Origin of the sequence: Aliiroseovarius sp. PrR006 (assembly GCF_010500215.1) — a bacterium.
GTDB lineage: Bacteria > Pseudomonadota > Alphaproteobacteria > Rhodobacterales > Rhodobacteraceae > Aliiroseovarius.
On record NZ_JAAGOY010000004.1, the window covers coordinates 727,212 to 748,379 of the forward strand.

The 21,168-nt window shown below is 59.2% G+C and carries 18 protein-coding genes, 1 tRNA gene and 1 other RNA gene; 6 read left to right on the top strand and 14 right to left on the bottom strand.

The genetic code is table 11. The features are described 5' to 3' along the window. Window positions 1–5: 5 nt before the first annotated feature. The gene (locus tag G0Q00_RS03595; RefSeq protein ID WP_370458529.1) at window positions 6–1,091 is read right to left on the bottom strand and encodes a Gfo/Idh/MocA family protein; all 1,086 of its coding nucleotides are present in this window, start codon (window positions 1,089–1,091) and stop codon (window positions 6–8) included. Between the two features lie 206 nt (window positions 1,092–1,297). On the opposite strand from G0Q00_RS03595, the gene G0Q00_RS03600 reads away from it, so the two are divergent. Then, window positions 1,298–1,951 (top strand): GntR family transcriptional regulator, encoded by a 654-nt coding sequence (locus G0Q00_RS03600; RefSeq protein ID WP_163036474.1) that lies wholly within the window; start codon window positions 1,298–1,300, stop codon window positions 1,949–1,951. Window positions 1,952–2,879: 928 nt separating this feature from the next. Here G0Q00_RS03600 and G0Q00_RS03605 read toward each other — a convergent pair. The 8 genes from G0Q00_RS03605 to G0Q00_RS03640 form a co-directional block, all read right to left on the bottom strand. After that, window positions 2,880–2,969: transfer RNA gene (locus G0Q00_RS03605), tRNA-Ser, on the bottom strand. A gap of 215 nt (window positions 2,970–3,184) precedes the next feature. Beyond that, window positions 3,185–3,904 (bottom strand): alanyl-tRNA editing protein, encoded by a 720-nt coding sequence (locus tag G0Q00_RS03610; RefSeq protein WP_163036476.1) that lies wholly within the window; start codon window positions 3,902–3,904, stop codon window positions 3,185–3,187. After that, window positions 3,897–6,380 (bottom strand): DUF3772 domain-containing protein, encoded by a 2,484-nt coding sequence (locus G0Q00_RS03615; protein WP_163036478.1) that lies wholly within the window; start codon window positions 6,378–6,380, stop codon window positions 3,897–3,899. Before G0Q00_RS03615 ends, G0Q00_RS03610 begins: the two co-directional genes overlap by 8 nt. Next, window positions 6,380–7,414, bottom strand: a complete 1,035-nt coding sequence (locus tag G0Q00_RS03620) for a cysteine synthase A (RefSeq protein ID WP_163036480.1) — start codon at window positions 7,412–7,414, stop codon at window positions 6,380–6,382. Before G0Q00_RS03620 ends, G0Q00_RS03615 begins: the two co-directional genes overlap by 1 nt. A gap of 72 nt (window positions 7,415–7,486) precedes the next feature. Then, entirely contained in the window at window positions 7,487–8,623 is a 1,137-nt protein-coding gene (locus tag G0Q00_RS03625) for an NUDIX domain-containing protein (RefSeq protein ID WP_163036482.1), read from the bottom strand. A gap of 45 nt (window positions 8,624–8,668) precedes the next feature. Then, a complete protein-coding gene (locus G0Q00_RS03630; RefSeq protein ID WP_163036484.1) occupies window positions 8,669–9,109 on the bottom strand; it encodes a TrgA family protein in 441 nt (146 codons plus the stop codon). Between the two features lie 96 nt (window positions 9,110–9,205). After that, window positions 9,206–10,414, bottom strand: coding sequence for a cyclopropane-fatty-acyl-phospholipid synthase family protein (locus G0Q00_RS03635; protein WP_163036486.1), 1,209 nt, complete (start codon window positions 10,412–10,414; stop codon window positions 9,206–9,208). A gap of 156 nt (window positions 10,415–10,570) precedes the next feature. Further along, window positions 10,571–11,797 carry an aminotransferase class V-fold PLP-dependent enzyme gene (locus tag G0Q00_RS03640; RefSeq protein ID WP_163036488.1) on the bottom strand — a complete coding sequence of 409 codons (1,227 nt, stop codon included), beginning with the start codon at window positions 11,795–11,797 and terminating at the stop codon, window positions 10,571–10,573. Window positions 11,798–12,148: 351 nt separating this feature from the next. Here G0Q00_RS03640 and G0Q00_RS03645 point away from each other — a divergent pair, with 351 nt between their 5' ends. After that, window positions 12,149–13,975, top strand: a complete 1,827-nt coding sequence (locus G0Q00_RS03645) for a BCCT family transporter (protein ID WP_163036490.1) — start codon at window positions 12,149–12,151, stop codon at window positions 13,973–13,975. A gap of 57 nt (window positions 13,976–14,032) precedes the next feature. Here the strand turns inward: G0Q00_RS03645 and G0Q00_RS03650 are convergent, their stop codons facing one another. Genes G0Q00_RS03650 through G0Q00_RS03670 form a run of 5 tightly spaced genes read right to left on the bottom strand, consistent with a single transcriptional unit; the run spans window position 14,033 to window position 17,877 of the window. Beyond that, window positions 14,033–14,362, bottom strand: coding sequence for a contact-dependent growth inhibition system immunity protein (locus G0Q00_RS03650; RefSeq protein WP_163036492.1), 330 nt, complete (start codon window positions 14,360–14,362; stop codon window positions 14,033–14,035). Further along, window positions 14,355–15,347: an acryloyl-CoA reductase gene (gene acuI, locus G0Q00_RS03655; protein ID WP_163036494.1), complete on the bottom strand. Its 993-nt coding sequence runs from the start codon at window positions 15,345–15,347 to the stop codon at window positions 14,355–14,357. Before acuI ends, G0Q00_RS03650 begins: the two co-directional genes overlap by 8 nt. Before the next feature lie 10 nt (window positions 15,348–15,357). Then, window positions 15,358–16,458, bottom strand: coding sequence for a dimethylsulfoniopropionate demethylase (locus G0Q00_RS03660; protein WP_163036496.1), 1,101 nt, complete (start codon window positions 16,456–16,458; stop codon window positions 15,358–15,360). 32 nt (window positions 16,459–16,490) lie between these two features. Beyond that, entirely contained in the window at window positions 16,491–17,123 is a 633-nt protein-coding gene (locus G0Q00_RS03665; RefSeq protein WP_133489562.1) for a DUF1326 domain-containing protein, read from the bottom strand. 1 nt (window position 17,124) lies between these two features. Continuing rightward, a complete protein-coding gene (locus G0Q00_RS03670; protein ID WP_163036498.1) occupies window positions 17,125–17,877 on the bottom strand; it encodes a DUF2182 domain-containing protein in 753 nt (250 codons plus the stop codon). Window positions 17,878–17,993: 116 nt separating this feature from the next. On the opposite strand from G0Q00_RS03670, the gene G0Q00_RS03675 reads away from it, so the two are divergent. From G0Q00_RS03675 to chrA, 4 genes are all read left to right on the top strand, one after another. Beyond that, complete coding sequence (locus tag G0Q00_RS03675) at window positions 17,994–18,716, top strand: FCD domain-containing protein (protein ID WP_163036499.1); 723 nt, start codon at window positions 17,994–17,996, stop codon at window positions 18,714–18,716. 71 nt (window positions 18,717–18,787) lie between these two features. Continuing rightward, window positions 18,788–19,402: a sulfotransferase family protein gene (locus G0Q00_RS03680; protein WP_163036501.1), complete on the top strand. Its 615-nt coding sequence runs from the start codon at window positions 18,788–18,790 to the stop codon at window positions 19,400–19,402. 37 nt (window positions 19,403–19,439) lie between these two features. After that, window positions 19,440–19,817, top strand: a transfer-messenger RNA (tmRNA) gene (gene ssrA / locus G0Q00_RS03685). A 56-nt stretch (window positions 19,818–19,873) separates the two neighbouring features. After that, on the top strand, window positions 19,874–21,121 hold the full coding sequence (gene chrA / locus G0Q00_RS03690; protein WP_163036503.1) for a chromate efflux transporter: 1,248 nt from the start codon (window positions 19,874–19,876) through the stop codon (window positions 21,119–21,121). The last annotated feature ends 47 nt before the right edge of the window (window positions 21,122–21,168 follow it).

Genomic DNA, 21,168 nt, shown 5'->3' on the forward strand with positions numbered 1-21,168 from the left:
ATATTTTATCCTGTAACAGAGTATTCTCGTTCGATTTCAATATCTTGCCCGGGATGAATTTCGACGATATTGCCGGTTTTGCAGGCCGCTTGGATGGCTTCCAGCACTTTAAGGGTACGCAAACCCTCGCGTCCGGACACCAGCGGCGCGGCCATTCCGGCGATGACATCTGCAAAATGGTGCATCTGGTTGACCAGCGGATCCGAAGCCTCTCGGATCAGCGTCGTCGCCGCAATCGGCGTCCACCAGTCGCGCTTTCCATCCTGATGTTTCCATAGGCGAAGATCGGGGACAGACAGCGATCCATGCGCACCACCAATCATATAGCAGCTCTCGGGCGTCGGCGGGTAAATCGGGTACTCGTTCGAGGTCAACTCCCAGCTCCAAGGCGCCACAATGCTGTCGGACACCGTGATGGTTCCAATGGCACCGTTTTCAAACTGCAGGACTGCTGCTGCGACGTCCTCGTTCTCGAACCCACGCATTGACGGCGCAGACTGCGCCTGAACGCTTTGAACTTCGCCGCACAGATGGCGGATCAAATCCACATCATGTGCCAGATTGACCGAGATCGGCCCGGCTCCGGCCTTCTTGCGCCACGGCGCTTCATCGAAATAGTGGTCAGGCTTGTAGAACCAGCAATTGACATGCACCGCGCGCACCTCACCGATCCCGCCTGTCGAGACAACCTCGTGCGCCTTGCGGATCAGCGGGTTGTGACGTCGGTGATGGCCGACAAGAATGGGCACATCCTTTTCTTCTGCCTGCTCAACAAGCGTCCGCGCTTCGCGGGCCGAGGTCGCCAAAGGCTTTTCGATCAATACCGGGCAACCGTGGCCAACAGCTTCAAGCCCCTGCGCCACATGAAGCGGCGTGGGCGTTGCCAGAACAAGCCCATCTGGCGTTTGCGCAGCAAACAGCTCTTCCAGCGTGTCAAAGCACGGTACGCCCCTGTCTTGCGCGAAGGCGCGCCCTTCGTCGCTAGGATCCACCACACCGGACAGGGTCACGTGCTTCAGTTGATTGATGGCATCCGCATGGCGTCGCCCAACAAGACCCACTCCAGCGATTGCAATTTGAACAGTCTCCACCGGGACAGTCCCCCCTAGAGGCGCAGTCGCGCCTGAATTTCATTAACCGGACAGAGTCGCCGGCGTCGTCACATCACCCTAGGGGGCGTCGGCGCGATTTGCAATAATATCTGATATTTTTTGTTTTAACGGATTTATTGAGTTATTGTGACCATATCCTCAAAATGGTATTAAAAATGGAAAAGCAGAAAAAACCGGACAAAAAGATGAACAAACCGATCGCCACCGTCGGATCGAGCACCTATCAGCGCATCAAGCACGACATCATCTTTGGCGAGCTGAACCCAGGCGCTAAATTGAAGCTCGAGGCACTGAAGCAGCGCTACTCGGCGAGTTCATCGACCTTGCGCGAAACCTTGAACCGCCTCGCCAGCGAAGGGTTCGTTGAAGCTCCCGAACAACGCGGCTTCTTTGTAACCCCCGTGTCCCGCGAAGATCTGATCGAAATCACCGAGCTGCGCGTTCTTCTGGAATGTCACGCGCTGGAACAATCGATCAAGAACGGAGACACCGACTGGGAAGGCAATCTGGTCGCCGCCCATCACAAGCTACACCTGATGGAACAACGTATGCTCGCGGGTGACCATTCCGAGAAAGAGATGTGGAAGCGCTATGACTGGGAATTCCACTTGGCCATGATCGAGGCCTGCAACTCCAAAAACCTGCTCTCGCTCCACTCGACACTCTACGACAAATACCTGCGATACCAGATGCTGGTCCTGACCTATCGCGGCGAAGAAGCGGTAGTCGAACACAAGGCGATGTTTGACGCGGCGCTGGCCCGGGACGCGAGCAAAGCCAAACAGCTTCTCGAAGAGCATATTCGCAACGGCTTGGAGCATACATTGGCGGCTATGTGAGAGCGATAGCATCCATGGCAATTTACTAACGTCCACCAACTCGGGAACGGTTCAAGGCCGTGCACACGCAGCGAACAACCGCATCCTGCCCTTTTGGATCGCCCTCCCCTACACGGCGACCTCATACCGAGGCAATGCCTCAATTGCAGCCCTGTGACTAATCGACTGGACTTGCCCCTCATTCCGAGCGGCACTGCCCGCATGACCGACACAGACCGCGCGCAGATTAGTTTGGCCTTTGCAGAGACAACCATGGTGCTGGAAGAATGCGGGTCACTGGCCTCCCTTGGGCAAAGGGGGACTGCCTTTTGACATCATCGCATACGTTGACGCGCAGAACGGCTTCGGGGCGGTCATTCGCACCCACTATGAGGCTCAGATCAAAAGGATCACCATCCGGCGACGTGGCGCCGGGATGAAGAGTGGCATATCCATCCGAGCGGTGGCCACCAAGGTTTCCATGTCAGAAAGCTATGTCGCCCGTATTCTGCCTCTGGCCCTCGTGCGCACCACGCTTCCCTTAGATTGGTCCGCCCAGGAACGCTTGCTCGGATTCGCCTGAAATCCCCGCTCCCTGATACCGCGCCAGGCTTCCCTGTTCCTAGCCCACACTTTCCCTGATATTGAATTCGAATTCCCTGTTCCGACGTTTAGGGAATTTGGTGCGTAATCCATTGTTATCCCTGCAGTTAAATCGCCACCATTAGTTCCAAATCACCGATTACTTACAAAATTCCCTGTAAATCCCCCCCTGTCAGAGAAACTCCTGTCCATTCCCCACCGTCACATTTGGGGCTCTGAGACTTCTGAGAATGAACAGGGGAATTCCGATCGACGGTGAGTCTCAAAGGCCCCCCCACACACAACTGCCTGAATTGACGGCAGCAATCAAAACCAATTCTTCAGGGAAACCTGAGGCAGGGGTGGGTGGCGGAGCGGAAGGGATTCGAACCCTCGAGACGGTTCCCCGCCTACACACTTTCCAGGCGTGCGCCTTCGACCACTCGGCCACCGCTCCGCCGACGTTGTTATTCGGAAGTGCTTCAAGGTTCAAGCGGTCTTTGTCACTTTTCACTGCTGGTGACGCGAATAACTACACCCTACCCAATGAGGCCTCGCTCGAGGCATTTTCTTGCCAGAAATATCCCCGCCGGAGGCCTGGAATCTGCCGCAGCTTGCTACGGCCATCGCCAAGCGGGTGCGGCCCGTCAGGGCCAATCCCGCGCGGCAGAACTAGCTGTCCAGATGCAAGGCGACACGCCGATTCACGCGACCCTTTTTCTCGACCTTTCCAAGACGGACGCGACCAATCTCGGTCGTGCGCAGGACATGCGTGCCACCACAGGGTTGTAGGTCCACTTGCTCGTCCTTGGTTCCGATCCGCACTAACCGGACCTGCCCCGCCCCTTTCGGAGGCTGCACCGACATGGTCTTGACCAGACCGGGATTGGCCTCAAGCTCGGCATCGGAAATCCAGCGGGTGGTGACCTCAAGATCGCGGGCGATCAGGTCGTTCAGCATATCCTCGACCGCCTGTTTGTCCTCCAGCGGATGCTCCATCGCGAAATCAAGGCGCGACTTCTCGGCCCCGATCTGACCACCCGTCACCGGCAGCGGGATCACGACCGACAACAGATGCAGCGCTGTGTGCATGCGCATATGGCGCAGACGCAGATCCCAATCGAGCTGTTGGGTAACATCCGCCCCGACAGGCGGCAGCCCCTGCCCATCTGTGGGCACCAGAACAATCGCGCCGCCCTCGCCTTTTACGGTAGTGGCAACGCCCATCTGCCCGCCGTCCCATGTCAATTGCCCCCGGTCCCCGGGTTGTCCGCCGCCGGTCGCATAGAACAGGCTTTGATCCAGAACCACGCCACCTTGATCTGTGTGAGACAGAACGCACCCCTGTGCCTCGGTCATGTACGCGTCTTCTTGAAACAGCGGCTTACTCATCGCCTTCTCCTTCCCCATCCAGATCCTCGACGGTCATGGCATCTCGGTTCAGTTTTTGTGCAGGTTCTGCCGCCGTCACCACCGGCGCTGTTGCAGCCCCAGTCAGCGCCTCGGGATTGCGCAGCCAAATGTCGCGCTGCGCAAAGGGGATCTCGATCCCGTCTTCGACGAAGCGGCGGGCGATCTCGTGGTTGATCTCGCTTTTCACGGACAGCATGAAGTTCACGTCCGACAGAATGGCGCGGATCTCGAAGTCAAGGCTGTCTGCGCCAAACCCCTGAAACACCACGGACGGGGCTGGATTGACCGTCACCATCGGATGCGCCTCGGCGATCTCGCGCAGAATGGTTTCCACGCGCCGCGTATCCGTGCCATAGGCCACGCCCACCGGGATGATCACCCGCCCGATCGAGTTGCCACGTGTGTAGTTCGTGACGACGCCTGACACGAGGTCCGAGTTGGGTAAGATCACGTCCGACCGGTCGAACGTCTCGATCCGGGTGGCGCGGACCGAGATGTCGCGCACATAGCCCATCTGTCCGTTCACCTCGATCCAATCCCCTTCGGAAATGGGGCGCTCAATCAGTAGGATGATGCCCGACACGAAATTCGACACGATGGTTTGCAGGCCAAAGCCGATACCAACGGACAGCGCACCCGCAATAATCGCGATCGAGCTGAGGTCGATCCCCGCCCCCGTAATTGCGATGACAGCTGCCAGAAAAATCCCGACATAGCCCGTGCCCACGGCAATCGCGTTCTGTCCACCCTTGTCCAGTTTGGTTTTGGGCAGGATGGTGCTGCGCAGGGCCGATTGAAGTGCGCGAGTCGCGCCGTAGCCCACAAGGAAAATCGCCGCGAAGATCATAAAGGCGCGCGGGGTGATCCGGGCATCCCCCATCTGGAACCCGTTCAAGAAACGTGTCCAAAGCTCCAGCAGATCCGTCGACCGCGCGCCCCAGATCAAGGCCAGCAAGGGGATCGCCCCCAGAAGCAGACAGAAGCTGATGATTACAGGCAGCAACGCTTGATCCGCCGTCTCGTTATCCGCGCGGAAGACCGTGGCATAAACAGCCTTGATGAAGGCATTCAGGATCTCGAGCACCGCCAGAACACCCAGCGTCAGGATGGTCGGGATCAGCAGGGCCTCGGACAGTTTGGAATACCCGACAGCGGTGGCTATGGGCGCTACGAAACCAACAAGCTCGCAAATCCGGCCAATGGTCGCGATGGTCCGCGTTCTAAACGCGCTCTGCGTGCTTGACGCGTGTGCGCCAAGCTGACGGCGCAGCAGACGTCCCAGTCGCACCAAAAGGACACCGGCCCCTACGAGGAAAGGGAAAGCCAGAACCGCATTGGTGCTGCTTGAATAGCTCTCGGCGGCGCCAATGTCGCGCAGCACGGACAGAACGCCCAGCAGCAAACCCAGCAGCGTGACGTCGATGCGCGCCTCTGCCCGTAAGGCCGGGGTCGGCAGGTAAAGCGAGGCATGTGCTGGCTCTGCGCCGAAAATCCGGGTGCCGATCCACAGCGCGACGAAGAACAGCAGACCCGCCGCTGGCAGCGCATCCGCGATCACCTGTCCACGCAAGCCAAGCACGCCCGCAAGGTTCAGTGCGATTAGGAAGGCAAACAGCCCCAACATCGGCGCGATCACCTGCCCCAGCGAAATGACAAAGCCAACCACTCCGCGCGATGGCCCCTTACGCATCTGACGCAGGCGGTTGCCCACCCGGATCAACCAACTCCGCGAGCGCGACAGCAACACCAAACCGACGGCCAACAGGACCAGCGTCAGTGGCAAATCTGCCTGCAAATCGCGCCGCTGAGCATCACTGCCCCAAGCATTGCGCATCTCGGACAGTGCGGTCGAGAAGGTCTGTTTCAACGACGCCAGCGCCGAGGGCCACGCCGCCGGGTTCAAGGGCGTCGGACCGAGTTCCAACAGCTGATCGGTCTGGCGCGTGCGCAAAACGCTGTCGATCTCACGGATCAAAAGGTCAGCGCGGGCATAGGCCTCTTCGGCTTCCTTTACGGGCGCCTGTGCCTTGCTCAACTCTTCGGACAGCTCTGCCCGGCGTTGGGTCAGCACTGCCCCTTCGGTACCGGGATCTTCCGGCTCGGGACCCAATGTGGCCAACTGCGTCTTTAGCGTGTCGATGCGGATCGAGTTCTCGTCCTGCGCGGATTTAAACAGCCCGCGCCATTGGTCGATTTCACCGCGCAACTCACTCAGCGCCTGATCCGAGGCGCGCCCGATTTCCAGCACGCGTTCGCCCCGCTCGGCCACGCGCGACCACGCCAGATAATCTGGTGCGCCGCTTTTGGTCAGGACATAGCTGGGTGCGTCCGTGCTGGTCTCTGCGTCTTGCGCGCTGGCACCAAGGGGTACCAACAGCAGCGCGGCGCACAGCCACACCCGCATCAGCCAAAGGAACCGGGTGGGCAGCGTCGAACGGCGCAGATCAGAGGTCATTAGCTATCCTCGAACACCTCAGGCATGAAGGCGGGTTCACGATCCAGCCAAGTGGGGATCGGAAGGCCTTTCTCACGCAGGAAGTCCGGGTTGAACAGTTTCGACTGATAGCGCGTGCCATAGTCGCACAGAACGGTCACAATCGTGTGGCCCGGCCCCATTTCACGCGCCATGCGCATGGCGCCGGCCACGTTGATGCCGGACGAGCCACCAAGGCACAGGCCTTCATCCTGCAGCAGGTCGAAAATCACCGGCAGCGCTTCGTCGTCAGGGATCTGGAACCGCATGTCGGGCGTGAAGCCCTCAAGGTTCGCGGTGATGCGCCCCTGCCCGATCCCTTCCGTGATCGAACCACCTTCGGGTGCGGCGGTGCCGGTTTCATAGAGCGAAAAGAGGCCCGAACCCATTGGATCGCTCAGCGCGACTTTCACGCCTTTGGGCTGCAGCGCCATGCCGACACCAGCCAGCGTGCCGCCCGAGCCGACCGCACAGGTGAAGCCATCCACCTTACCATCGGTCTGTGTCCAGATCTCGGGGCCGGTGCCTTCGATATGCGCCTGACGGTTGGCGACGTTGTCAAACTGGTTGGCCCAGATCGCGCCCGCCGGTTCGCTTTCGTTCAGCTTTTCGGCCAGACGGCGCGAGTAGTGCACGTAGTTGTTGGGGTTCTTGTAAGGAACAGCAGGCACCTGAACCAGTTCGGCCCCAGCAAGACGGATCATGTCTTTCTTTTCCTCGGACTGGGTTTCCGGGATCACGATAACCGTTTTGAAACCCATCGAAGCGCCGACCAACGCAAGGCCGATCCCGGTGTTGCCAGCCGTGCCTTCGACGATCGTCCCGCCCGGTTTCAGCGCGCCACGCGCCACCGCATCACGGATGATGAACAGTGCTGCGCGGTCCTTAACGGACTGGCCCGGGTTCATAAATTCGGCCTTGCCCAGAATTTCGCAGCCCGTCGCGTCAGAGGCTGCATTCAGCCGGATCAGGGGCGTGTTGCCCACGGTTGCTTCGAGATCGCGTTTGATGTCCATTTTTCAGCCCTTTATCGCGCGTCGTTTCTACCATCTGTATGACCTGACAATAGGCGGTTCAAGGGCCGAGCATCACGAATGCGTGCGCAAGTCCTGCCGATTTGCCGCCAGCCAGAAGGCTGCAAGGATCAGCGGACCCACGTTTGCCTCGCCCGAAGTGATCAGTTCCATCAGGCGATCAAAAGGGATGACGTGGCTGCGGATGTCCTCGACCTCGCTCTCGACACCTCCGATACCGCCTGCGTCATCGGGTAGATCACACAAGGCAATAAAGGGATAAAAGAATTCAGTATTCGCGCCGGGGCTTGGGTAATGCGGGGTCAACGGGATCAGGCGTTTCAGCGTAAGCCCGGCCTCCTCCATCGCTTCACGGCGCGCGCAGTCTTCGGGCACCTCGCCCCCGTCGATCCGCCCTGCGATGGGTTCCAGAATCCACGGATGCACGTCCCCGCGAACCTGTGGGCCAATGCGGAACTGCTCGATCACCAACACGCGGTCGCGTACGGGATCATAGGGCAGCACGATCACCGCGTCCCCGCCGACGAAGGCGGCTCGGTCGACAACCGGGCTCATCTCGCCCGAGTATTTGCGAAAGGACAGCTCCTGCTCTTCCAAGGTGAAGAACTTGGCATAGGGGTGGCTTTGGTTTCTAACGTCAACATCCTGCGCCCCGTAATCCGCGCGCAAGGTCGTCGGGGCCGGTTCGGCCCGCGCACGCACCCGGCTGGCCGCTCGAGTCCGGATCATCGGGAACCGTCGTGCGATTTCCTCCGGCGAGACATGCCCAAAACCGTCCATGACTTCTTTCGCCGCTTCGACCGTCATGACGCCAAACTGCGCTTCCCAGTCGCTCAGGTTCCAAACGGCTCCGGGTGTCCACAAACCGGGCGTCGGGAAGTAAACCTGCGTCTGGACCTGCGTGCCGTTCGGCGCAACCTGCACCACGACATCTTCCAGAGCATAGTCAAACCCGCCCTCGTAAAAGTTCAGCCGCGCCACGTCTTGATCCGAAAGGTTTTGCACCAACAGGCCGCTTAACCGCGCCGTTTCATCACTTTCAGAAATCATCGGAAAGGGCTGATTTTTAACCCAATTTGCGACATGGCCTGATAACGTCGCAGGACTGATGCGGCAGGTGCTTTCGCCCCCCAACACCAAATCCAAGAGCGGGTGATAGCACAAAGTGCCATAGAAAAACAACGAGTTCACAGAATCCCTTTCACATCTGTATGCGGAACGTCACATACAAAGGCACTATCCCCATTTACGGGCCGCGTAAAAGGCAGAAGATGAGGCAACAAAAGTACCGAGGATTGCGACCGCCGCGATCTCGGCGGTTGTGTACTCGACCACCATATCAAAACCGATGATGAAAATATCCTGCAATGCCTCAATCGGCCCTTCATACCGTTTGCGCAGTGAGTTGCTGATCATCTGGGAAAATGAGAACGCGAACAGGGTAACAAAGACCTGCACAAACAGCGTCGTCCCGGCGTTCGCTCCTGACGAACCAAGCCCCTTATCCGCGCGCGGTCCCAAGTAGAACCACCCAACAATCAACCCAGAAATAGCTGTCGTGGGCGACAGATAGGACAGGTCCCTGCCCTCGGGCATCAGGGGTTTGACCAGCTCCCCGCACATCCACCCGACAGCAGCCAAAATAAGTGCAGAGATTAGTTTTGCAGCTGTGGGCATAGGCTTTCCATATTCAAGGTGAGTGGTCGTTCTTACCAAATCGTTAAGATCTGCTTATGGCCATATTAGGGCGTAAAGCATGACAGTAAAACAGAATTATCCAGACCGTCGCGCAACGGTCAACTGAACCACATCACAGCTTCCGGCATGAAATGCCGCAGCACAGGATGTCAGATAGAAATTCCACATCCGGCGAAACTTGTCATCAAATCCCATCGGTGCGATTTTACCCCAGCTGTCATTGAAACGGTCAAACCAACGGCGCAAGGTGACCGAGTAGCTTTCGCCAAATTCGATCCGGTTTTCTGTGTCCAGCCCAGCGCGTGCCACTTCGTCCTGAAGCACAGTTTTCGAGGGCAACATGCCGCCCGGGAAGATGTATTTCTGTATGAAATCAACGCCCTTTCGATAGTCGTCGAACCTGCGCTCGGCGATGGTGATGATCTGAAGCGTCGCCTTCGCGCCAGGCTTCAGGCAGGATTTCACCGTCTCGAAATAGATCGGCCAGTATTTCTCGCCGACCGCCTCGAACATCTCGATCGAGGCGATGCCGTCATATTGGCCGGTCTCATCGCGGTAATCCTGCATCTTGATGTCGACCATGTCGGACAGCCCCGCACGCCTTAGGCGCTCGACCGCGAAATCATGTTGCTCTTGGCTGATGGTCAGCCCGGTCACGCGGATCCCTTTGCGCGCGGCATGTTCGGCAAAGCCGCCCCAGCCGCAGCCGATCTCCAGCACGTGATCCCCCGGCCCCACGCCCATCTCGTCGATCATGGACGCATATTTTTTCTCCTGAGCACGCTCAAGACTTTCCTGCCCCGTGCGGAACAAAGCCGAGGAATAGGTCATCGTGTCATCCAGCCACGCCTGATAGAAATCGTTGCCCAAATCGTAATGGGCCGAGATGTTCTTTTTTGCCTGTTTCTTGGTGTTGGCGCGCATCAGATGGCGCAGACGCTCATACGCGCGCAGGAAGATCTGACCGGGAAACCCGTCATAGATCATGTCATTGTCGTCCTGCACCAGATCCAAAAAGGCCTGCAGGTCTGGCGTCGACCAGCCACCCTCGATGTAGGAATCGCAAAAACCAAGGTCACCTTCGCGGATCAGGCGGGCGAAAACATCCGGGTCATGGACGCGAAGCTCGGCCACATAACCGGGCAGCGCCGCTTCCGCCCGAAACCGACGTCCGTCGGGCATGACGAAGTCCAGTCGCCCTTTATTCATTCGTTTGGCGATCGCAAACACTTGCGCGAAATAGCGCGGCAGATCGCTTTGGTCTTTGGTCTCGGTCAGGATCATGTCACACCCCTGAAGCATCGAAAAACTGCTAAAAGGCTATGTCGGGCATGGGTGAGCTGGCAAGAGTGCTGCTGTGCAGCTGCGGAATAGTGCTTTGCAATTGCAGTATTAAAGGCAAAGCCCCGGCCGGTACGACCGGGGCAGCCCAATGATGTTTCAGAGCACTTGATCTAGAGCGTCGATCAGCTTGGCGACCTCATCGGCGGTTGTGTAATGCGTGAAGCTGACGCGCAGGACACCGTGCGCAGGATCAACACTCTGTGCCTCAAGCGCCCGCACAGCATAGAAGTCACCGCCGCCCGCCATGATACCTTTCGGGGCCAGCGCGGCAGCCAGATCCTCGCCCGGAATGGCCGAGGCCAGTGATACGGTCGGTGCCCGTTTAGCCGCCACCGACGGACCCAGCAATCGGACCGAGTTCTTGGCTGTGGCGTAGTCCAGAAGCGGTTGCAGCAGTGTCACCTCATGATCGCGCATCAGAGTGTGGGCCGCGGCGGCCAGCTCTGCCGGGGTTCCAGCCGCCCCATGATGCGTCGCCAGTGCCTCCATATAATCCGCCATCCCGGCCGAGGCCGCGACCTGAGCGTGGTCCGGGCCAGCGGGGGTAAAGCGCTTATACAAACTGTCCGCGTTGAAATAATGCGCCTGATTGGGCAGAACCTCGCCCAACGCGCGGCGGATCACCATGATGCCCTGATGCGGGCCATAGGTTTTGTAGGCCGAGAACAGATAGATATCTGCACCCAGATCATCCACGTTCACAAAGCCATGCGGGGCATAACTGACGCCATCAACGCAGCTATAGGCTCCTGCCGCACGGGCCTTGGCGCATATCGCTTTCACATCATTGATCTCGCCCACCACGTTCGAGCAATGCGGGAAGCAGACCAGCTTCACTTTCCCGTCGCCCAATAGATCATCAAGCGCCGCCAGATCCAGATGGCCAGTTTCGGGGTCGATCTGCCATTCGCGGACCTCGAACCCCTCGTCGTCCAGACGCCTCCACGGGCCAGAGTTTGCCTCGTGATCCTGATTGGTGACCACAATCGCATCCCCCGGCGAGAGATGCTGGCGGAACGCTTGTGCCAATACATAAGTGTTCTGCGTGGTCGACGGCCCAAAGGACAGCTCGTCGGTGTCCACACCCATCATGGCCGCGAGGCGGGCACGCGCCTCGTCCATTTCCTCGCCCGCCAGACGTGATGCCTCGTAAGGTGCATAGGGCTGAACCTTGCGCTGCGTGTAATATCGGGTCAGGCGGTCAATCACGGGCTTGCAGGTATACGACCCGCCGGCGTTCTCGAAAAACGCCTGTCCCTGCAACGACGGTTCGGAAAAGGCGGGAAATTGCGCGCGCACCCAGTTGATGTCCAGTTCGGCCATTGTCGGCTCCTTTAGTCATGTTTGGGGGGTGCCTATCAGATCAGAGCCACCCCGGATCTGGCAGGTCTTCCAGCCAGCCCGAGGCCTTACCAACACCACGGGCAGCCCATATGCGAACACGGACAAGATCTGGCTAAACTGATAGAATTTGGGCGTCAAGAACACCAGAATTGGCATACAATAGCACACCGAAAATCCGACTCCTTAACGTGTTAAAAAACGACATTTTGTCGCATCTGAACACTATCCTGTCCATTTTGACGAATGTCGCTCAAACCACGTCCTTCAGGCTCACAAGATGCCATTCGGTCCGTCCGAGTGTGCTAGGTTAAACAACCAAGGACAGGGATTATGAGTATCAAACCACCCTTCACGGAGCTTCACATTCCGAAGGCACCGTCAGGATTTTACGAGGGCAACAGCCTTCCGATTGCGCTGATTTCAAAAGGGATCATGGTCGCATTGGTGATCTGGGCACTGGTTTTCCCAGCAAACGCAAATTCCACCCTCGGCAGCCTGAACTGGCGCCTTCTTGAAGGGTTCAACAGTTTTTACATTATCATCGTAGGCATGTTCCTTTTCTTCCTGGCCATCGTGGCCATTCTGCCATCCACCGGCAAACGCAAGATGGGCCTTCCGGGTGAGCAGCCGGAGTTTTCGAACTTTTCGTGGTTCTCGATGATGTTTGGTGCCGGTCTGGGCGTGGGCCTGATGGTCTTCGCCACCGCCGAGCCGCTGGGCCTGTGGGGATCAAACCCCGTCATCTTGACCGGAGATGTCGCGCCCAACACGCCGGAAAGCCTGCAGTCGGGATATCGCTATACCTTCCTGCACTACGGGTTCCACGCTTGGGCCATCTACGTGATGACCGGCCTGTCGCTTGCTTACTACGCCTATACGCGTGACATGCCGCTGACCATCCGCTCGGCTTTGACCCCGCTATTCGGCAAATACGTAAACGGCTTCTTTGGCCATATCGTAGACGTTCTGGGCGTTGTCGCCACCATTCTGGGTGTGTCGGTGACCATCGGCTTCGGTGTCAGCCAGTTCATTGACGGCCTGTATGCCATCACTGGCATGGAGTGGATGATGGATATGTCGGGCGACGCGCCTGCACCTGCCAAGGTTGGTCTAGTGACCGGTCTAGTCTGCATCATGGGCCTGTCGATCATCTCGGCGGTCTCGGGTGTTGGACGTGGGGTGAAGTACCTGTCGAACCTGAACCTGGTTCTGTCGCTGATACTGCTTCTGACCTTCGTGGTCTTTGGTTCGTTCTTCTTTGCGATGTCCACCTATGGCGCAGCACTGATCGACTATATCCTGCACATCGTGCAACTGTCCTTCGGCGCCTATGGCCCGCAGGCCGCTGGCGATTTCGCGGCGAACCTGCCCGAAGCAGCCGCACCGCTGGCAGACACCCTGAAAGGTGGCGCAACCAACGCATGGGGCAGCTATGGCGGCTTCGTGTCGGGTCTGGAAGGCGACGCAGCCGCCCTGCCCGCAGACGTTCTGCGTGAGGTCTATGCCGCAGGTGAACCCGCCCGTCAGTTCGGCTGGCAGGCTGGCTGGACCACATTCTACTGGGCTTGGTGGATCGCGTTCTCGCCCTTCGTAGGCCTTTTCCTGGCCCGCATCTCGAAGGGTCGTTCGGTGCGCGAGTTCATCGTGGGCTGTGTATTCGCTCCGGCTCTGGTCTGCTTTGCCTGGATGACCATCCTTGGCGGCACTGCCATTGATCTGGAGCTGAGCGGCGCAGCGGAAGGTGCCATCATCGGTGCCTCGAACACCTCGAAGCTTTTCGTCACTCTGGGCGAAATGATCTCGGGACCGTTCCTGTCGATCATCACCGTCATGTGCGTTGTGTTGATCCTGACCTTCCTTGTGACTTCGGCTGACAGTGGCATCCTTGTGATGAACACCATCATGTCGGGCGGCGAGCAGGAAACCGGCATCAAGCACCGCATCGTCTGGGGTGTCGTATTGACCGCCGTGATCGGCACGCTGCTTCTGGCGGCGGGGGAAAACAACCCGATGGACGCGCTGAAAAACGCGATGATCATCGGAGCGCTTCCCTTTACGGCTGTCATGGGGCTGATGATGGTGTCGCTGACCAAGGCGCTCTACCGCGATGGGCTGCGTGACAAACACGCAAGCACTCAGGCAGAACCGGCTGAGTAACGTCTCACGCAGAATATGAAAACAAAAAGCGGCGTCGGATCATTCCGGCGCCGTTTCCTATTTCAGGGCTTGAAGCTCGGCATCATCCGGCCAGCGCTTACGCGCTGCTTCCAGCAGATCACCGGGATAATAATCGCCCTCGGCCATCGGGTCTTCTCGCAGGACCGCAAGCACAAAGGGCTTCAGCACATCCGCACCGATATCCTGCGCGATCATGATGCGCAGGTCTTCGGGGGTAAATTGTCCTAGGGGTTTCTTACGCAGCGACGTCGTCGTCGCCTCGATATAGGACACGCAACAGGCGACCGGCCAGCGCTGCCCATCTATTTCTTCCAGCGTTTTGTTGGCGAGGGACGCGAGATCGCGCCCCTCATCTTTGTTAGGCATTTACATCCACCACGACACGACCTTTGACACCCCCTTTTAGGATATCTGCCCCCAGTCCGGGAAGGTCTTCCAGTGTCGCAGGGGTGATCATGGCGTCCAGCTTGTCCATCGGCAGGTCACTGGCAATGCGTTGCCATGCGCGCACACGGTTGTCATAGGGCTGCATGACGCTGTCGATACCAAGAAGGTTCACACCACGCAGCAGGAACGGAATGACGGTCGCGGGCAGATGCGCGCCACCAGCCAGACCAACAGCCGAGACCGACGCGCCATATTTCATCTGCCCCAGTACACGCGCCAGCATGTCGCCGCCCACGGCATCTACGCAGCCGGCCCATGTCTCGGCTTCAAGCGGGCGTTTGGTGGTCTCGTTCAGCTCTTCACGGGCAACGATGGTGGTGGCGCCCAGCGACTTCAGATAGTCCGCCTGATCGGCACGTCCGGTCACTGCGGCAACCTCGTAGCCCAGATTGGCCAAAATGGCAGTGGCAACCGAACCAACGCCGCCGGCAGCCCCGGTCACCAGCACCGGCCCCTGCCCCGGCTTCAGACCGTGGTCCTCCAATGCCATCACAGCCAGCATCGAGGTGAAGCCCGCCGTGCCAACCGCCATTGCCTGACGGGTGGTCAGACCTTCGGGAAGCGGCACCAACTTGCCCGCGTCGATGCGGGCCTTCTGAGAGTAGCCACCCCACGATACTTCGCCCACACGCCAACCGGTCAGCACGACCTTGTCGCCGGGCTTGTAGCGGTCGTCATCCGATGCTTCCACGGTGCCCGCATAGTCGATCCCCGGTACGTGAGGATAGTTGCGCACCAGTCCACCGCCCTTGGCCGACAGGCACAGCCCGTCCTTGTAGTTCACGGTCGAGTATTCCACGGCGACGGTCACATTGCCCTCGGGCAGCGCATCTTCACCGATTTCCTTGATCGACGCGGATGCCAGCCCCTCGTCGTTCTGTTCCATCACAAGTGCCTTGAACATCGTCGTCTCCTTAAATCCAAAAAGTGTCATAGACGGTCGCCGCACGCGGCCCGTCAGGTGTCATCACATCAAGCTCGGTGCCCGTGTCCCAATGGGTCATCCGCACCATGCCGATCGCGACACCGGTATTGAAATCAGGCGAGTTCGCGGCCGAGGTCACCTGACCCACTTGCCGATCCCCGTCCATCAAGGGCCACGCCCGATCACATGGCGGCACACCACCCAAAATCTCGATCGCGCGCACTTGCTGCACGGGGCCTTCTTTGGCCACGCGCAACAACGCATCACGCCCCACGCAGCCAAGGGCGCTTTGGGTTGAACAGAACCGCCCCAACCCAGCTTCATGCGGAGTGTTTTCGCGGGTCATGTCGTTGCCATAGGACAGAAGCCCGCCTTCGACGCGCTCGATCCCGTTGGGGCAGCCGGCATGCACATCCATGCTCTTGCCCGCCTCCATCAGAGCATTCCACAGCGGCATACCAATATCGGATCCTTCGACGTAGATCTCGAACCCGCCCTGTTTGGAATAGCCCGAGCGCGCCACGACCAGGTTGCGCCCTTGAAACTCCAGCCGCTTATAGCGGAAGAACCGGATGTCGCGCACGGCATCGCCAAAGACCGCCGCGGCCAGATCGTCCGATTTCGGCCCCTGAATGGCCAAGGGCGAGACGTCTGGTTCATCCACCAGAACGTCCAACCGGAACCCATAGGCCAGCCCTTTCACCCACATGATCAGGTCGCTGTCTGCAATCGAAATCCAGAAGCGGTCCTCGTCCAGTTTCACCGCCACCGGGTCGTTCAGCATCCCACCGGTCTCGTCGACCATGGGGACATAGAAACACTGCCCATCCTGCATCTTTGACAGATCACGCGGGGTGAGCATCTGGATTAAACGGGCCGCATCCGGGCCGCGCACCTCGACCTGACGTTCGCAGGCAACGTCCCAGACTTGCACTGCGTCTTTGAGGTGGCGATAGTCTTCCTCTACCGACCGAAAGACGGTCGGTAGCAGCATGTGATTGTACACCGTGTACCCTTTGACCCCAGCGGCTTCGACGCCGTCTGAGAAAGGGGTGCGCCGCAGGCGGCGGGACGGAGAGATCAGGGCCATGGATCGCGCTCCTGTGGGGTCCTCCGGCCGCCTTAGCGACCGGGGCCTTTCCAATCGATCTGGCAGATCTCGGCAGATTTGCCGTCGAAATCCCAGACGCGACCAAAGGCGCGCACGCGGGCCTCGTCAGCTTTGGCGACGGTGATGTCCGGTCCCATCCAGTAGTTGGTGTTGGTGATTACCTGATCCGCACCGCCCTTACCCGGCACCGGCGTGACCGAGCCGCGAATGGCTTTGCCAACGATCAGACGGCGGGTGTTGCCTTCGGTTTCGAACGACACGGGTGCGCGCTCGGCACCCAGGAATTCGCTGACCAGCATCTTGAACAAACCGGTGGTGCCTTTGGCCGCGCCGGTGAAGATGTGGCACAGCGCTTCGAACGCCTCGTCCGAGGCGCGCTCGTCGATATAGGCCGCTGCTTTCCAGTTGCCACGCGCCATGCGACCCGGGATCTCCAGCAGCAGACCGACGTTCAGACCCGCAAGGTCCACGTCACCATACTGGCCACTGTCGATGCGAATGCCCGCCCAGCCCATGCAGTAGCCTTCGGTCGGCGGGTGATCGCCCAGGCTGACCACGCAGGGGCAAAACACCGTACAGTTACAGTTGAGGATCAGCTCCCCTTTGATGGTCCATTCGACCGTGCCAATTTGCGATCCGTCCATGTTATCCTCCCTGGACAAGCGCCACGATCCCGCCCGCGATCAGCGCCCAGCCCAAGGGGCGGGTCAGATAGCGGCCCAGATCGGGCAGTTTTTCAAAAATCATGATGAGTGTGGCGAGCCCCATGAAGGCAAGGTTCATCACCCCGCCGACGAAGCCCAGAAGCATCAACGCCCAGCAGCAGCCAAGGCAGATTGCGCCCAGTCGCAGGCCCAGCGCGACCGCGTTCCAACGTGTTTCGCGCCAGTATTGCATGAAGAACGTCATCGGCAGACGGCATTGGCTGAGGCAGCTGTCCTTCAGAGACGAGAATTGATACACCCCTGCCCCGATCAGCAATCCGCCCGTCAGCCACGGCGAAACACTCTGGCCCAGCGGCGATAGAAGCCCAGCGCGGAACAGCACAAGCTGTCCGGCAGCGGCGATGGCTGCAAACCCCAGCCAGATGGCCAGATAGCCCGCGACCAATTCGGCAAACCCTTGGCGCGTTCCGGCGCCCGAGGCGATCATGTCGTCATAGGTGGCAAAGGTCGGCAGGGCCGTGGGGGCCATCATCGCGGCGGACATCACCGCCCACATGGCAAACAGCCCCAGGAACCCAGCCTTGTCAGGCTCCACCACGCAGAGCGAGCGCCAGAAGTCCGCGCCATAGATGCGCGACAGTTCCAATGCGTCGGGCGGCAACGCCATCGTGTAAAGGGCAACCCATCCCACAAGGATCAGGGCAAACAGCGCCAGCCAATGTGGTGCCCCCATCGTTCTGATCCTTGACGCGACCGACATGTTGCCTCCATCTTGCGAGTCGGGATTGATAATGTCTGACAATTGCCGACAGGGCAAGTAAATGTCTGACAATTGGAAAGTGACGCGGCGTGAAAACAGACCTGAACGAAAACGAAGACCTCTCGACCCAGATCGCGGAAGCCATTCGCGATGCCATTATCGAAGGCAGCCTGATCGTCGATCAACGCCTGCCGTCTGAGGCAGAACTGTGCGAGAAATTCGACGTGGGCCGGTCTACCGTACGTGAAGCCCTGAAACGACTGGCCGCGCAAAACCTGATCCGCACCCAGCGCGGAGCGGCAGGCGGGGCGTTCGTCAACCGCATGTCCTTTGAAGAGGCCTATGATCAGCAGATCACCACCTCGACCCTGCTTCTGTCGATGAACCGCGTGGATTTCGAGACGGCGTGCGAGGCCCGCTACGCCCTAGAACGCTCCTGCGCGCCACTCTCGGCCCAGCGCCGCACCCCCGACCAACTGGCCACCATGCGGGCAGAAATCCACCGCCAATCGCAGCCCGGCCTGACCGACGAGGCATTCTGCGCCTCAGACGTGGCCTTCCACCGCGCGCTGGTCGATGGCGCGCGCAATCCGGTGCTGTCCTATCAGCTGGCGGGGGCCGTCGAGGCGATGCAGCCCTTGATGAACATGATCACCTATACGCAGAGGGATCGGGACAGGATCATCGCGCTGCACAGTCAGATCGCAGATGCACTGGAAGCGAAGGACGCCGCAGCCGCCAATGCACGTCTGATCGATCTAGAAACCGAAACCTTAAAGCTTGCCAAAAGCGCCTTCGCGGCCCGCCGCTGACCGACCTAACAGCATTTTGCGCGCATTTGTGATATGCTGACGGCATTACACAATATGCATTGCGAGGGATCATGTCTTTGAAAGTCATTGGAACAGGTTTTGGCCGCACGGGAACAGATTCCATGCGCGAAGCTCTGAATATTCTGGGCTTTGGCCCGACCCACCACATGTTCGAAGTGCATGACAGCCCTCATCAGTCAGAGATATGGCGCGCGCTGGCAGAAGGCGGGACACCAGATTGGGACCAGTTGTTTAAGGGATATCACGCTTGTGTCGATTGGCCCTCGGCGCACTACTGGCGTGACCTGATAGACTACTACCCGGATGCCAAGGTTATTCTGACCCAGCGACCTGCCGACGCGTGGTGGCAAAGTTTCGAAAAAACCATTCTTGAGTTCACCAACGCCCCCGACCATCCGGATAGTTTTTTCTCGCAAAAGCTTGTCGGCGAGATCGTTTTTGGAGGACGGCCAGTGACACGGGATCATGCAATCTCGGTCTACGAGGCTCATAATCAGGGTGTAATAGACACAGTGCCAAAGGATCGTTTGCTGGTCTTCAATCTCGGTGACGGATGGGCACCTCTGTGCAAGCACCTTGAAGTCGAGATCCCATTGCAGGACTATCCCAACCGCAATGCCAAGGCAGCCTTCAACGATCGGATCGAAGCGCAGCGGCCTTCGTAGGCCAACTATAATAATTCGCATCAGAAATTCGTCGCAACCATTTGCAACTACAGGCACCGCAAACTATATAAGCAATGTCCCTTCGGGGACTATGGACATAAACGCGCTCGTAATAAGCGGATCGGACCCGGGGGCGGTACCCGGCGCCTCCACCATAATGCACTCAGGGGCATCCTTCGTTTGAGGACCACCTTGATATCGTGGGGGCGAAATAGGATCGACGGACGTCTAAAGGGGTTAGCTTTGTTTCGGTGAGATACCACCGTTATCGGTTCACTTAAGCTAGTTGCAAACGACAACAAAGCTCCGGCAATGGCTCTGGCTGCGTAAGCAGTTCGGGTCGCCGAAACTTAAGTCCTTACGCCTAGCCGCGTTTGGCGGGGTTCGCAGGTACCTGGCAACAGAAACCTGCACTTCCACCCCCCATCATTTTCGCTTGCAATCGGACACGCTTCGCGCCCCTATCCGCGCATGAACCCGTCACTGTCCGACCTCACCCGCGTTTTTACCCGCATTGGATTAATGTCCTTTGGCGGGCCGGCTGCACAGATCGCCGTGATGCACAAGGAATTGGTCGAAGACCGGCCGTGGCTGAGTGAGGATCAGTTCCTGCGCGCGCTGTCCTTTTGCATGCTACTGCCCGGCCCCGAGGCCATGCAGCTGTGCACCTATGCAGGCTGGCGGCTTCGCGGCACGTTGGGCGGGCTGATCGCTGGGCTTCTGTTCGTCCTGCCCGGAGCGGCCGTCATGTTCGCGCTGGTACTGGCCTATGCGAACTGGGGCAATGTCCCGGGAGTCGAGGCGCTGTTTCTGGGGATCAAGGCCACCGTAATTGTGGTGGTGTTGCAAGCACTATGGCGGCTGGGGCGTAAAACCCTGAAACGCCCGCTGCATTGGATCATCGCCCTTGTGGCCTTTGTGGCGCTCTATCTATTTGGACTGCCCTTCCCGCTGGTGATCGTCGCAGCCGCCCTGTTTGGTGCGCTGCGCCCCGTCACCGAAGGCACGATCCATCCCGCTCCGACACCACAGACCCGCACCACCCTCTCTACCATCGCCCTCTGGAGCGCACTCTGGGCGGCACCGATCGCTCTGGCTGCCATGCTGGGCGCGGAGTTCCTTGTGGATGTAGGGCTCTTCTTCTCGAAGCTCGCGGTGGTCAGCTTTGGCGGCGCCTATGCCGTGCTCGCCTATATGGCGCAGGCGGCGGTAGAGGCCGAGGGTTGGATCAGCGCAGGTCAAATGGTCGACGGGCTGGGGCTGGCCGAGACGACGCCCGGCCCCCTGATTCTTGTCACCCAATTTGTGGGCTTCATGGCGGGCTACAATCTTGCAGGCGCAGGACTGGCCTTCGCAGCTGGGCTGATGACCCTCTGGACCACCTTCGTGCCCTGCTTCCTGTGGATCTTCACCGCGGCCCCGCACGTAGAATGGCTGACCAGCCAACCCAGGCTGGTCGCCGCCCTGCGCGCCATCACCGCCGCAATCGTCGGCGTCATCGCCAATCTGATGCTGTGGTTCGCCATGGCCGTGTTCTTTGCCCGAACTCTTCCGATCTGGAAGGGATTGCCCGGTGTACGTCCAGACATAAGCTCGGTCGATCTGACAGCCGTCGGCCTCTGCGCACTGTCGGCCCTACTGCTGACCCGTCTGTCGCTGCCCGTGACCCTGATCTGCATGGCGTTGGCCGGGCTAGGCAGCAATCTTCTGTTCACTTGATCACTTCCTATCTTCCCTTCCCTGCGCCCTGCCCCTATTCTGACCCA